Annotated in this window: 9 protein-coding genes; all 9 read left to right on the top strand. The window is 71.5% G+C overall.

Features of this window, described 5'->3' with window-relative positions:
* The first annotated feature begins 52 nt into the window (after positions 1-52).
* Genes D2L64_RS05925 through D2L64_RS05885 form a run of 9 tightly spaced genes read left to right on the top strand, consistent with a single transcriptional unit; the run spans position 53 to position 14,542 of the window.
* Entirely contained in the window at positions 53-2,230 is a 2,178-nt protein-coding gene (locus tag D2L64_RS05925) for a TOMM precursor leader peptide-binding protein (protein WP_119573662.1), read from the top strand.
* Positions 2,220-4,139 (top strand): TOMM precursor leader peptide-binding protein, encoded by a 1,920-nt coding sequence (locus D2L64_RS05920; protein WP_119573661.1) that lies wholly within the window; start codon positions 2,220-2,222, stop codon positions 4,137-4,139. Before D2L64_RS05925 ends, D2L64_RS05920 begins: the two co-directional genes overlap by 11 nt.
* Before the next feature lie 36 nt (positions 4,140-4,175).
* Positions 4,176-5,756 carry a SagB family peptide dehydrogenase gene (locus D2L64_RS05915; RefSeq protein ID WP_119573660.1) on the top strand — a complete coding sequence of 527 codons (1,581 nt, stop codon included), beginning with the start codon at positions 4,176-4,178 and terminating at the stop codon, positions 5,754-5,756.
* 25 nt (positions 5,757-5,781) lie between these two features.
* Positions 5,782-8,574, top strand: a complete 2,793-nt coding sequence (locus D2L64_RS05910) for a lantibiotic dehydratase (RefSeq protein WP_199714427.1) — start codon at positions 5,782-5,784, stop codon at positions 8,572-8,574.
* Positions 8,571-9,626 (top strand): thiopeptide-type bacteriocin biosynthesis protein, encoded by a 1,056-nt coding sequence (locus D2L64_RS05905; RefSeq protein ID WP_119573659.1) that lies wholly within the window; start codon positions 8,571-8,573, stop codon positions 9,624-9,626. The genes D2L64_RS05910 and D2L64_RS05905 overlap by 4 nt, the downstream gene beginning before the upstream one ends.
* Complete coding sequence (locus D2L64_RS05900) at positions 9,623-10,855, top strand: peptidase M50 (RefSeq protein ID WP_119573658.1); 1,233 nt, start codon at positions 9,623-9,625, stop codon at positions 10,853-10,855. Before D2L64_RS05905 ends, D2L64_RS05900 begins: the two co-directional genes overlap by 4 nt.
* Positions 10,852-11,820 carry an ABC transporter ATP-binding protein gene (locus D2L64_RS05895; protein ID WP_119573657.1) on the top strand — a complete coding sequence of 323 codons (969 nt, stop codon included), beginning with the start codon at positions 10,852-10,854 and terminating at the stop codon, positions 11,818-11,820. The genes D2L64_RS05900 and D2L64_RS05895 overlap by 4 nt, the downstream gene beginning before the upstream one ends.
* A complete protein-coding gene (locus D2L64_RS05890) occupies positions 11,817-12,572 on the top strand; it encodes an ABC transporter permease (protein WP_119573656.1) in 756 nt (251 codons plus the stop codon). Before D2L64_RS05895 ends, D2L64_RS05890 begins: the two co-directional genes overlap by 4 nt.
* A complete protein-coding gene (locus tag D2L64_RS05885; protein ID WP_233558791.1) occupies positions 12,569-14,542 on the top strand; it encodes a TOMM precursor leader peptide-binding protein in 1,974 nt (657 codons plus the stop codon). Before D2L64_RS05890 ends, D2L64_RS05885 begins: the two co-directional genes overlap by 4 nt.
* The last annotated feature ends 38 nt before the right edge of the window (positions 14,543-14,580 follow it).

Genomic DNA, 14,580 nt, shown 5'->3' with positions numbered 1-14,580 from the left:
CCCCGCTCCGCGGCATCCGCCGCCGCACGACAAGAACAGAGGTGCCTCCGCTATGGCCGCAGTGACCTTCGACGACATCGCCCAGACCCGGCCACGCATCCGCCGGGACGTCCTCTACACCCAGACCCCGGACGGCGTGCTGTTCCACAACTCCGTCGGCGGCTTCCACCTCAGCGGCCGCAGCGCGTACCGGCTGGCCACCCTGATCGTCCCCTACCTCACCGGCGACCACCGGCTCGCGGACCTCGGCACCGCACTCGGCGCCCCGCAACGCGCCATGGTCGCCAACCTGGTCGGGACCCTCTACGAGCGTGGCTTCGCCCGCGACGTGCCGCCGGCAGCCCGGACCCTGGGCCGCGGACAACCGGCGGTCACCGAACGGTTCGCACCACAGATCGCCTACGTGGACCACTACGTCGACGGCGCGGAAGACCGGTTCACGACCTTCCGCGACGCCCGGGTCGCGGTGCTCGGCGACGACCCGGTGGCGCGCTGGTGTGTCCTGAGCCTGATCCGCAACGGCTCGGCGAGCATCGGCATCACGCCGGGCCTGGACCAGCCTCACCACCGGTTCGACGAGGTGCGGGCCGAGGCGCGGGCGTTGACCGACGAAGGCTGTCCGGTCGACGTCGAGACCCTCCCGTCCCGCGGCACCCGCTACACCTGGACCGACCTCGCGGCGTACGACGTCGTCGTGACCTGTGGACCCCTCGGCGCCCGACAGACGCTGGACCTGCTGACCGAGCGGGTACCGGCCGGACGCCACCTGCTGACCGCCTGGACGTTCGGCAGGCAGGCCGTGATCGGCCCACACATGACCGCCGGCAGCACCGGCTGCTGGCTCTGCGCCGCGCTGCGCCTCGCCGCCAACGGCGACCCCGCCGCCGCCGCCGACCTGTGGCAGGACATCGCCCTGGACACGGCCCGCCAGGGCACCACGATGGGCCGACCGCTCGCCGCAATGATCGGAAACCTCCTCGGGTACGAGGTGTTCCGGACCCTGACCGGCGCCCTGCCGGCCGAGACGGCCGGCCAGGTCATCATCCAGAACCTCGAATCGCTCGACGTGGTCGCCGAACCACTGCTGCCGCACCCGGCCTGCGGATTCTGCTCCAGTGACACGGCACCCGACGAACCGGTCACCACGGATCTCGCCATCGCGCAGACCCGCATCGTCGAGGCCCAGGTCGAGGCGTCGGAGCTGCTGGCCGAACTGACCAGCCGCGAGATACTGATCCAGCCCCACACCGGCGTCTTCGCCGAGTTCAGCGACGAACAGTGGACCCAGACCCCACTGAAGGCGAGCACCCTGCGGTTCTCGCCCAGCCCGGGACGTACCCGGGAGATCGCGACGTTCGACCTGCACACCCTGGCCGGCGCCCGGCTCGCCGCGCTGCGCACGGCCGCGGTCAGCTACGTCGACCACGGCGTCCCGCTGCCCGCCGAACCGGCCACCCCGGCCCGAACGGTGACCGCCGCCGAGATCGTCACAGGCAGCGGCACGGCACCCGCCACCGGGCCGGTCGTGACGGCGACATCGCTGCTCACGAAGGAGGAGGTCGGCGTACCGGCCGCCGCCGTCCGGCCGTTCGGGAAACACAACACCGACCGGCCGATCATCGCCACCCCGGCAGGTGCCGGGGCGGGCGCATCGCCCGCCGAGGCCGCCGCGCGGGGCCTGCTGTCGGCCATCGCGTACACCCGAATCATCGACGCGGTCCGCGGCCACGCCCAGGTGACACCGGCGCGACTGTCCGACACCGAGCACCCGGAGATCGTGTTCCTGCGCCGGTCCACCGCGAACGCCGGCCTGGACCTCACCGTGCTGGACCTGACCGGCGGCCGGTTCGGCACCTCGCCCGTGGTGATCGCCCACACCACCGACCCGCGGACCGGCGACGTCTGGTGGACCGCCGGCAGTGAGTTGACCTGGCACGCCGCCGTGGCGACCGCCGTACGGGACCTGCTCGGCCGGGTCCAACTGAGCCGGGAACGCGGCGCCGACGTCGACCCGGGAGACGAACTCGTCGCCGACTTCGACCCGACCGTGCTGGCGGTCACCGGCGGCCCGGCCGAGATCCCCGACGTGACCTTCGACGACCTGCTCGACGGGGTCCGCGACACCGGTGGTGACGTGCTGCTGATCCGCACCACCCCGCCGGACCTGCTCGCCGGCGGCATCCACACCGCCCGGATCGTGTTGACCGGCGGGTCCACCCATGCGGCCTGACCTCGTCGGCGCCCCGGAACACTGGGCACAGGACTGCACCGCACTGGCACAGTTGCTGCGCAGGCGACTCCGCCCGGACGTGACGGTTTCGGTCGCACCACTCGGCGTACGGGACGAACTGGCCGTGGCGCACGGCCCGGAACCGGCGTCGGCGACCGTGCACCTGTACGGCCAGTACGCCCTCGTCGGCCCCTTCCCGGCGGCCGACGCCACCCACCCGGCGTGCCCCCGGTGCCTCGCCCGCCGATGGCAGGCGGTCCGGCAACGATCCCTGCGCGACGCCCTGGAACTGGGCGGTCCGACCCGACAGGCCGGACCGTCACCCTTCCGCTCGGCCTTCACCGGCGACGCCATCGCCGCGCTCGTCGACGCCCACCACGCCCGCGCCGACGACCCACGCACCAGCAGCGACGGGTACGCCTCGGTGTACGTGGTCGACCTCGCCGTGCTGGTGGTACGCCGCTACCCGGTGGTGCCCGACGCCGAGTGCCCGTCCTGCGGCCGCAGCACACCCGACACACCGCAGGCCGCGCGACCCCCGGCCGGCGTCGCCCGCAAACCCGCGCCCGACTCGTTCCGGGTGCGGTCGGTCGACGACTACCCGTTCACCGTGGAGACCTTCGCGAACCCGCTGTGCGGGCCGGTCGGCCCCATGGTCGCCTACGACCCGCTGTCACCGTCCACCTCGGCGGTCAGCGGCGCATTCCTGCTGCGCTCCGGCCACTACCTGCGGGAGACGTACTGGGGCGGGCACGCCGACAGCTACGCCGGCAGCGCCCGCATCGGCGTCCTGGAAGGACTCGAACGCATCGCCGGCATGCGCGCCAAGGCCAAGCGGACCGTGGTCCGCGCAGCACTTGACGAACTCGGCGACACGGCGGTCGACCCACGGGTCTGCGGTCTCTACACCGACGCGTTCCACGCGGCCAACCCGTGGGTCACACCGTTCACACCGGACCGGCCGATCCCGTGGGTCTGGGGTCACTCGTTGCGCGACGACCGGCCGGTGCTGGTACCGGAGATCCTGGCCTACTACCACGCTCCAGGGCTGGAGAACCGGTTCGTGCAGGAGAGTTCGAACGGTTGCGCCTCCGGCGGCAGCGCACAGGAGGCGATCTACCACGGCCTGATGGAGGTCGTCGAGCGCGACGCGTTCCTGCTCTCCTGGTACGGCCGGGTCACACTGCCGGAGCTCGACCCGCGGACCAGCGCCCGCGTCGACACCCGGTGGATGGTCGACCGGCTGGAGATGTGCGGATACCGGGCCCGGTTCTTCGACGCCAGGATCACCTTCGACATCCCGATCGTGATCGGCGTGGCGACCCGCATCGACGGCGGCATGGGCGCCATCTGCTTCGGGGCCGGCGCGAGTCTCGACCCGGAGACGGCGATGGCGGCGGCCCTCTGCGAGATCGCGACCGACTCGGTCAACCTGCGCAGCCGCACCACCCGGGACGAGACGCGGTACCGGACGATGGTCGCCGACTTCGCCAACGTCGAGGCGCTGCACGACCACCCGCTGGTGTACGGCCTGCCCGAGATGGCCGAGCACGGGGCGTTCTTCGTGGCACCCCGGGAATCCCGAGCCATGGCCGAGGTCTACCCGGCCGCCGACCACGCCGAACTGCTCTCCGACGACCTCGCCGTGGACCTGCGGCGCGGCGTGGCCGACGTCACCGCGCACGGGTTCGACGTGGTGGTCGTCGACCAGACGCTGCCCGAACAGCGGGATCTGGGCCTGCACACGGTCCGCGTCCTGGTACCCGGACTCCTGCCGATCGACTTCGGCTGGGCCCGCCAGCGGGCGCCCCACCTGCCGCGCATGCGCACCGCGCTGGCCACCGCCGGCCTGCGGGACCACCACCTGGAGGTCGCCGACCTGCACCTCGTCCCGCATCCGTTCCCGTGAGTGCCCGAGCCACCACGCGAGGAGACAAGGACCGACATGGGTTACGCACACGACTACGCGAGCGCCATCCTGCACCGCGGTCGGGTTCCGATGGAGCCGACGGAGTTCACCCCGAACTGGCCGGACCAGCCCCGCAAGGGAAAGTTCTTCCCCGGCGTCGAGACCTTCCCGCTGCCCGAAGCCAACCCACCCGCAGACGCCACCGTCCAGGACGGGTTCGACGGCCCGGGACACACCGGGTCGCTCCCGTTCGACCTGCCGTTGCTCGCCGCGATGCTGCACGACTCGTACGGGCTGGTCGGCCGCCGCCTCGGCATCCAGGCAAACACCGACCTGCGCGCCCTGCCCACGTACCCGACGGCGAACTGGCACCGGGGCACCGCGTCGGGCGGCGGCCTCTACCCGGTGAGTGTGTACTGGGTCTGCGGGCCGAGTGGCCCGATGCCACCGGGCCTCTACCACTACTCGACGAAGCACCACGCGATGCAGCGCCTGCTCACCGGCGACGTGACACCGATCCTGCGCGAAGCGCTCGGCGCCCGCGCCGGCCAGGACGGCGACCAGTTCCTCGTACTCGGCGTCAAGTACTGGCAGAACGCCTTCAAGTACAACAGCTTCTCCTTCCACGCGGTCACCATGGACATCGGCACCATCGTGCAGACCTGGCGACTCTGGGCCGGGGCCCACGGCCGCGTGGTGGAGCCGGAACTATGGTTCGACGAACCGCGCATCGCCGACCTGCTGGGCGTGGCGAACGAGGAGGAAGGCATCTTCGCCGTCGTCCCGCTCGCCTGGGACGCGGCGCGACGCCCCGGGAACCGGACGGCCCCGGTGTCGGTCCGCCACCGCGACCAGGAACGGTCCCGGACCGTGCTGACCTTCGACACGATCGCCAGAATCCACGCGGGGACGGTGGCGGGCGCGACCCGGGCGCCCGCCCCCGGGACCCTGGCCGCGGCTGCCGCCCACCCGCCGCAGCCGGACCGCACCCGGGTCGCGCTGCCGCCCCCACTCGCCCTCGATGCGCCGGTACGCACCACACTGCGCCGCCGACGCAGCAGCTTCGGCCGCTTCGACGCGACCGTGCCACTGACCGCGGCGCAACTCGCCACCGGACTGGCCGCCAGCGCCCACGCGCCCTTCACCGACACGGCCAGCGGCGCCGGAACGGCCCGGCTGGCGAAGCTCTACGCCTTCGTCAACCACGTCGACGGCGTACCGCCGGGGGAGTACGAGTACGACCCGCACGGACACGCCCTCCACCTGGTCAAGGCGGGCCGGTCCGGGCCGTTCCTGCAACGGAACTACTTCCTCTCCAACTACAACCTGGAACAGGCGGGCGTCGTGATCGTGCCGACCGTCCGCACCACCGCGGTGCTCGACGCCGTCGGCGATCGCGGCTACCGGCTGGTCAACGCCACCATCGGCGCCGTCGCGCAGAACTTCTACACCGCCGCGGCCGCGATGGACATCGGCGCCGGCGTCGCACTCGGCTTCGACAACATCTCCTTCGTCGAGGAACTCGACCTGCACACCACCGGCGAAGCACCCCTACTGATCATGATGCTCGGTCGGGAACGGGCCCGTCCCGCGGACTTTCGCTATGACATCGCCTGACAGACCGAGTCGAACGGAGCCCGTGATGACCCTGACCACCGAGTCCCACCGCCCGCCGGCAGCCACCACCGGCGGACCCGAACCACGACCGGCGGACCCCCACTGGACCCTCCAGGACCGCCTGATGACCCGGGTCGCGGGCCTGCCCCTCGCCACCGTCGGCGCCCTCCGCTGTCCGGACAGCTACCGCTGGGCCGAGCAGACGCTGCGGGCGGAGCAATCGCTTACCGAGACGGCGGGCGTCCTCAGCGACCTGCTGCACGACCTGGTCAACGACAACGACGACGACCTCGTCCGCCGGCAGCTGCTGCGGCTACGCCGACAGGTGTTCAACAACCGGCTGCCGGCACACCCCAGCGCCGCCGTCACCCTGGTGGCAGGGCTCAACCCAGACACCGCCGAACGGCTCACCCGCTGGCTGGCGGCCCGGCGCAGGCTCGACGAGCTGCGCGCCGAAGGCGGGCGGATCGTCGGTGCGGAGGTGGCCGGCACGACCGCGCGACTGCGCCAGCTGGCCGCCGAGGACCGGCTGCGCCGAGGCGTGCTGCTCGCCTCGCCGTCGCTGGACGCGCAACTCGACGCGTTCATCGACGGTGGCGCCGACCGACCCGACAAGAAGGAACGGCGCACTATCCGCTCCGTGCTGTCCTACCTGTACCGCACCGCCTGCAAGCCGAGCCCGTTCAGCACGTTCACCGCGGTCGGGGTGGGCCGGCTCACGCAGGCCGCCGACGCCGGGCACCACGTGCGGGTGGCCGACGACTGGCCCAGCCAGCCCCGGGTGAACGTGGTCGTGCTCGGTCGCCTCGCCGAAACCGTCCTGGCCGATCCGCGGCGTCGCGCGGACCTGCCGGTCCAGGCGGCCAGCGGATGGCGCAACGACGAAGACCGGGTACGGTTCGTCCGCCGCTGGGTCACCACCGGTGACGACAACGCCGCAGTGACCTTCGACGCCTCCTCCGACCGGCTCTACTTCCTGCAGCGCACCGGCGTCCTCGAACGCATGCTGCGGATGATGGCACACACCCCCGGCGTCACGTTCGGCAAACTCACCGAGTGGCTCGGGGCCACCGAGCGGGCCACCCCCGACGAGTGCGACCGGTACCTCGCCGCGCTCCTACACCTCGGCATGCTGCAGTTCCCGTGCCTACAGACCGATGTGCACACCCGTGACCCGCTGCGCGGCTTCCAGGCGGCCCTGCGGGGCATCGCGCGCCCCTGGGCCGACGAACTGGCCGACGGACTGGCCGCACCGATCACCTACGTCGACCGGTACGCACTCGCCGGCCACGCCGAACGTCGACAGCTGCTCGGGCAGCTCCGCACCAGCCTGCACGAGCTGCAGACGAACCTCGGTGACCAGGACGCCACACTGCCCCGCACCCTGCTGTACGAGGATGTGCGCGCCGGCACCGACGAGCTGACACTCGACCGGCAGGCGTGGCACGGACTGCTCGCGGACTCGCTGCGGTCGGTGGAACGGATCCTGCCGGCCTTCGACGTGACCCTGCCCCAACGCATCACGTTCACCGGCTACTTCCTGGCCCGCTACGGCCACGGTGGACGCTGCGACGACCTGTTGAAGCTGGTCCACGACTTCCACGAGGACTTCTTCGACCAGTACCTGACCTTCAACGGACGTCCCAAGGCGTTCGAGGACGGCGAGTACGTCCCGGAGGTGAACTGGCTGCGGTTGCCCGGCATCACCGCGCTCGACGACGCCCGCCGCGAACTGCTCGTCCGGATGCGGGACATCTGGGCCACGTCCGGGCAGGCGGAGGAGGTCCGGCTCGACGAGCCGACCGTCGCCGCCGTGGCCGCGCACCTGGCCCCGGTCACCACCCGGTTCGGCCCGCAGAGCCACTTCCTCCAGGTACAGGACCGGCCCGGTGACCCGGTCGCGGTGCTGAACCAGTCCTACGGCGGGTTGTACTTCCCGTTCAGCCGCTTCACCCACTGCTTCGACGCACCCCACGACGCGCCGGAGACGGACGGCCTGGCACACCAGCTCCTGCGGCAGTCCGCCCAGACGGCACCGGCTGGCGCGGTCCTCGCCGAGATCACCGGCGGAGCGGTGGTCACCAATCTCAACCTGCACGGGCGGCTGACCCGCTACCAGATCGTCTGCCCCGGCGAGACCAGCTCCGTACCGGCCGAGGACCAGCTACACCTCGACGACCTCTACCTGGAGCACGACGTCACCGAGGCGCGCCTGGTGCTGCGCTCGCACCGGCTCGCCCGGGAGATCATCCCGGTCTACCTCGGCTACCTGGTGCCGCTGGCACTGCCCGAGATCCCCCGGACCCTGCTGCTGCTGTCGCCCTCGTCGCTGGCCCCGGTCAACCTGTGGGGCGGCGTGCCCGACGGAGAACCACGCGACGGGGTGCGGTACCGGCCGCGGGTGCGCCACCGCAACCTGGTGCTGAGCCGCCGCTCCTGGACCGTCGACGGCAAGGACCTGCCCCGGCTCTCGCCAACGGACACCGACGAGGACTGGTTCCTGGCATGGCAGCGGTGGCGGCGCACCCACGCGCTGCCGGCCCGTACCTTCGCGACGGTCACCGCGACCGCCGGGGACGGCCGGTCACGCAGCGGCAAGCCGCAGTACGTGGACTTCGCCAGCTACCTGTCCCTGTACGCCCTCAACGGCCTGCTGCAGGACCCGCAGGCCCGGGTGGTGTTCCGGGAGATGCTCCCCGACGAGGACGCCCTGCACACGCGGTCCAACCGCGGCGCGCACGTCGCCGAGCTGGCCGTCGAGACCCTTCGTGCCCCTTCGACCCTGCCCGCCGCACCCCGACAGGACCCGCAGCCATGACCCAGACCCTCAGCCGTCCGGCGGACGTGGCCGCCGGCCACTGGCAGGCCATCCACATCTACTACGCGGCCAACCCGCAACCGTTGATCGTGCAGTGCGTGCATCCGCTGATCAGCGGACTCGAAGCCGACGGCCTGATCACCGGCCACTTCTTCATCAACTACTGGCTTGAGGGGCCGCACGTCCGGCTACGGCTCAAACCGGCCACCGTGGCGGCCACCCCCGAGGTGAAGCGGAGGGCGGAGGCCGCCATCACCGAGTACCTGCGCGTCCGGCCCGCGCTGTACCAGGTGGACGCCGGATTCCTGGAAGAGTTCTACAACTCCCTGTTCGACATGGAGTTCTCCGTCGACGAGAAGACCCGCTACCTCCGCGGCGACGGCCGGATGAACCTGCGCGAGAACAACACCTACAGCTACGAGCCGTACGAACCGGAGTACGGCAAGTACGGCGGCGAAGCCGGGATCGCACTCGCCGAGTGGCACTTCGCCCACTCCAGCCGCATGGTCACCACCGCCATCCGTACGAAGAACCTGCACCTGCGTACCGTGCTGCTCGGCACCGCCGCACAGCTGATGATGGTGATGTCCGCCTGCTTCCTGCCGGACACCGACGACCTGGTCGACTACCTGAACCGGTACCACACGTTCTGGCGCGCAGCCTTCCCCGACACCAACTACGCCGGCGCCGAGGAGTACCAGCAGCAGTACGCCGCCACCGGCCCCGAGATCGGCCGACGGTTCGCCGCCATCCGGCACTCCCTGCGCACGACCGGCGGTCAGGACCTGCCCGGGCTGCTGCGCGACTGGGCCGAACACTGCCTCGAACTGCGCCACCGGGCGGCCGACCTGGCCGAACGCGGGCAGCTCGTGTTCCGCTCCTGGGACGGCACCCGCGACGAGATCCCCACGGACCCGCGGACCGCACTGCCACTGCTGCTGTCGCCGTACATGCACATGACCAACAACCGGCTACACGTCACGATCACCGACGAGGCGTACCTGTCGTACCTGCTCGGCCGGGCGCTACCCGAGCACGGCGAGCCGGCGTGAGCACCGCCGTCGCCGTCGCACCGGCAAGACGAACGGACATCCAGATCAGCGGGCGATACCTGCGCGACGGTACGCCGGTCCACCTCGTCCGGGACCCCGTCGCCGGGAGGACGTTCGAGATCGGGGTGAAGGAGCACTTCGTCCTCGTCCGACTCGACGGGACGACCTCACGCGACGAGATCGCCGCCGCGTACGCCGGACAGTTCCGGCGCACCCTCGGGCCAGCCGCCTGGCAGCAACTCCTCACCCTGCTGGCCGCCCGGGGCCTCATCGAAGGAAGCCCACCGCCGGCCGACCTCCCGCCGGTGGCGACCCGACGCAACGTCCTCGGCGGCTCGCTGCGGCTGGTCAGCGACGCCACCGTCACCACCGCACGACTGCACCGCTTACTCGGCTTCGCATTCCGGGGCTGGTTCCTGATCCCCGCGACCACGGCGGTCCTGGCGATGCTGGCCGCCACGCTGTGGCACGGACCGGCCCTGGTCGCCGACACCGCCACCGTGTTAGCCGACCCGTACGCGCTCACCACCGTCGCCACCATCCTGTGGGTCACCATGGGCCTGCACGAACTCGGGCACGGCGTCGTGGCACACCACTTCGGCGGCACCGTCGGTGAGATCGGGATCCGCTGGCAACTACCCATGGTCGTCATGTACTGCCGGGTCGACGACTACCTGTTCCTGCCGAGCCGCCGCCAGCAGGTGGCCACCGCGTCGGCCGGCATCCTGGTCAACCTGCTGTTGCTGCTGCCGGTCCTGCCGGCCTGGCTGCTGCTGCCGGCCGGGGAACCGGCCCGCACGCTGCTCGGCGCGCTGATGCTGCTGGGACTCGCCCAGGCCGCGCTGTACCTGCTACCACTACCACCGCTGGACGGCTACCAGATGCTCGCCCACTCGCTGGGCATCCTGCACTACGCCAGTGGCAGCCGTCGCTTCGCCGGCCGCGCGGTGGCGGCCCTGGTCGGTCGCCCGGGCCTGGCGGGATATCCCCGCGCCGCCCGGATCGCCTTCACCGCGTACGCCCTGGGCGCCGCAGCCCTGATCGTGGGCATCCTGACGGTCGTCGCGCTGACCGCGCAACGGGTCGCCACCGCCCACTTCGGACCCGTCGCCGGGACGGTCTCGGCCGGACTGGCCGTACTGATCGGGATGCTCTTCGTGCTGCCCCGCACGTCGTTCACCGGAATCCGCACGCCGGCCGACAGCCGCGCGAAAGAGGTGCAGAGATGACCACCACGCACGCCACCGAGACGTCGACACCGAGCAGCGCGGAACCCACCGTGCCGGCTGAGGCCGCACCGGCCGTCGTGTTGAACGGCGTCCGCAAACGGTACGGCGACCTACCGGCCGTCGACGGCGTCTCGCTGACCATCCGACGCGGAGAGTTCTTCGGCATCCTCGGCCCCAACGGCGCCGGCAAGACGACCCTGATCGAGATCATGGAGGGCCTGCGCCAGGCGGACGCCGGCACCGTCCACGTCCTCGGGATGCCCCCGTGGCCCCGCAACGCGGCACTGCTGCCGCGCCTCGGGCTACAGACACAGAAGAGCGCCTTCTTCGCCCGGCTGACGGCCCGGGAGCACCTCGCGACCGTGGCCGCCCTGTACGGGCTGCCGGCCACGGCGGCCGACACCGCGCTGCGCACGGTCGGACTGACCAGCCAGGCAGACCAGCGGGTGGGAGACCTCTCCGGCGGTCAGCGGCAGCGGCTCGCCATCGCGGGTGCTCTCGTCCACCAGCCGGACCTCGTCTTCCTCGACGAACCGACCGCGGCGCTCGACGCCCAGGCCCGCCGCGACCTGTGGCAGGTCCTGCGCGACCTGAAGGCGCAGGGCCGCACGATCGTCTACACCACCCACCATCTCGACGAGGCCGAGTCGCTCTGCGACCGCGTCGCCATCGTCGTCGCCGGCTCCGTCATCGCCCTCGACACCCCGCACCGGCTCGTCGGTGCGGCGCACGCACCCACCCGGGTCATGGTGCCGGTCGGCCAGCTATCCACCGAACGGGCCCAGTCCCTACCCGGCGTCGTCCGCGTCACCGTCGAAGGCGGCTCGGTGGTACTGGAGACCTCCACCGCCGGCCCCACCCTGGCAGCCGTCGGCGACCTCGTCGGCCTCGACGAGGTACAGACCCGTACCGCCACCCTCGAGGACGTCTACCTGGAACTCACTGGATCGGAGCCGCACTCGTGAGTGCATTCGCCGCCCTCAGCGCCGCCAACTACAAGGCGTCCGTACGCGACAAGACCACCGTGTTCTTCACCTTCGCGTTCCCGCTGCTCTTCCTGGTGGTCTTCGGCCTGATCTTCCAGGGGCAGGAGGTGGCCGGCTCCGGACGTGGCTACATCGACTACATCGCACCCGGCGTGCTCTCCTGGGGCGTCGGCAACGCCGCGCTCTTCGGCATCGCGTTCACGCTCATGCAGTGGCGCAACGACGACCTGCTACGCCTGATCAGGATGACGCCCACCCCGCTGACCACGGTGCTCGGCGCACGCTACACCGGCGCGCTCGTCATCGGCCTGGTGCAGGCGGTGCTGTTCGTCGGCGTGGCCCTGCTGCCGATGTTCGGCCTCCGCCTGGCCGACAGTTGGCCCCTCGCCCTGCCCGTACTCCTGCTCGGCGTCACGGCGTTCCTGTCCATGGGCGTCGTCGTCGGCTCCCGCGCCAACACTCCCGAGGCCGTCGCCGCCATCGCCAACTCGATCATGGTGCCGATGGCGTTCCTGTCAGGATCATTCCTGCCGATCGATCTCATGCCCGGGTGGCTGCAGAACCTCTCCCGTGCCCTGCCGTTGCGCTACATGAACGACGGCATCTCGGCCGCCCTGACCGGCAGCGGCGATCTCGCCACGATCGGCCTGAGCAGCGCGGCCCTGGCCGGCTTCACCCTCGTCTTCGGCGTCCTCGCGGTGAAGACCTTCCGCTGGAGTAACAACTCGTGAACACCACCACCCGCTCCGACCCGCGCCCGGTTCCCATGGAGTTTGCCCGGCTGACCCTGCAGCAAGCGCTCACCGAACGGTTCCGGCGCGACACCGGCGACGCGGCGCACGGCCGCGGTCCCGCGGTGGAGACCGTCGGAGCAGTCGACGTGTTCGGCGCACCCGCCACCCGACTCGCGCCCCGACGCGCAGCCGCGGACGTACATCTCACCGCCCAGGCCGTGCTCGTCGGCCCATGGGGCGGCACCCCGGACGCCCGGGCCTGCGGCCACTGCCTCGCCATGCGGTGGCAGCGGTTACGCACCAGATCGGAACGGGAGGCCCTCGAACACGGCGCGCCCGTCATCCCCGCCGGCACCTGGCCACTCGTCCCGGACTACGTCCTGGACGCCGTCTGGTCGGTGTACCAGGCGGTCGTCCTCGACCGCTCGGCCCCGGCCGGCCGGCGGGCCACCGGAGGCTGGCACGCGGCCGCCGACCTCCACCTGCCGCAGGTCACCCGGATCGACCTCCAGACCCTGCACGTGATGACGTTCCCGCTGCTCACCGATCCGCTCTGCCCCCACTGTGCACCGGTCGACGAGCTCACCCCACAACCGGCCACGCTCGACCTGGTATCCCGCCCCAAGCCCGACCCCGGCAGCTACCGGCTCACCTCGACCACGTCGTACCCGCTCACCACCGGGGCGATGGCCAACCCGGTCTGCGGCAGCCTGGGCGCCGGCACCTGGCTCGACGTCACCTCGCCCACCACCTCCCCGGTCACCGGCAGCGTGCTCATCCGCGGGTACGCCGGACTCGTCAACTTCACCTGGAGCGGCCAGGCCAACTCCTTCCGCACCAGCAAGGACCTCGCCTTCCTGGAAGGGCTCGAGCGGTACGCCGGCACCCACCAGCGGCGCCGCGCCAAGCCGATCGTCGCCGCCCTCACCGACCTCGGTGACACCGCGCTCGACCCGCGCACCTGCGGGGAGTACCCGGCGCAGACGTACCTGACCGACCCGACGGTCGCCCCGTTCGACCCGGACCGCCCGATACCGTGGGTGTGGGGTTACTCCCTTCGGGACGATCGGCCCGTGCTGGTGCCGGCCCGCCTCACCTACTACGCCTCCGGGCAGGCGTCCGACAACTTCGTCTACGAATCCTCCAACGGCTGCGCGATCGGCAGCTGTCTCGAGGAGGCGATCCTCTTCGGCCTGCTCGAACTCATCGAACGCGACGCGTTCCTGCTCGGCTGGTACGGCAACCTGGAACTCACCGAGATCGACCTCGACTCGTGCCGCAGCCCCGCCGTCCGGGCAATGGTGGACCGGGCCGCCTTCCGCGGCTACGACGTCCACGCCTTCGACAGCCGCGTCGACCTGGCCGTACCGGTCGTCACCGGCCTCGCCGTCCGCCGGGACGGCGGCGCGGGCACCCTCGCCTTCGCCGCCGGCGCCAGCCTCAACCCGGAGACAGCCGTCGAGGGTGCGTTGTCGGAGGTGCTCACCTACATTCCCCACCTGTCCCGGCAGGTCGACGAGCGCCGGGACGAACTCGAAGCCATGGCGGACGACTACACCCGCTGCGCCAACCTGGGCGACCATCCCCAACTGTTCGGCCTGCCGCGGATGACCGAGCACGCCCACACCTACCTCGCACCGGCCGACCACTGCACGATCGTCGACATCCGCACCCCGGGCGACCCGGACACCCGAGACCTCCTGCGCGACCTACGAACATGCCAGCGGGAACTGGAACGCGCCGGCTTCGACGTGATCGTGGTCGACCAGACCACACCGGAACAGCGCCGGATGGGCCTGCACACGGTGTGCACGATCGTCCCCGGCCTGTTACCGATCGACTTCGGCTGGACCCGGCAACGAGCCCTGCAGATGCCTCGGCTGCGTCACGCGCCCCACCGGGCCGGCCTGCGCGACGGCGACCTGGCCGCACCCGACCTGCGGATGGTCCCGCACCCGTTCCCCTGAACACCCGCCACGGCGCGTGGCGCCCGTCGGTGCCACAC

Origin of the sequence: Micromonospora radicis (genome assembly GCF_003583405.1) — a bacterium.
GTDB classification, from domain to species: Bacteria; Actinomycetota; Actinomycetes; order Mycobacteriales; family Micromonosporaceae; genus Micromonospora; species Micromonospora radicis.
This window is presented reverse-complemented; position numbering and strand designations above follow the sequence as displayed.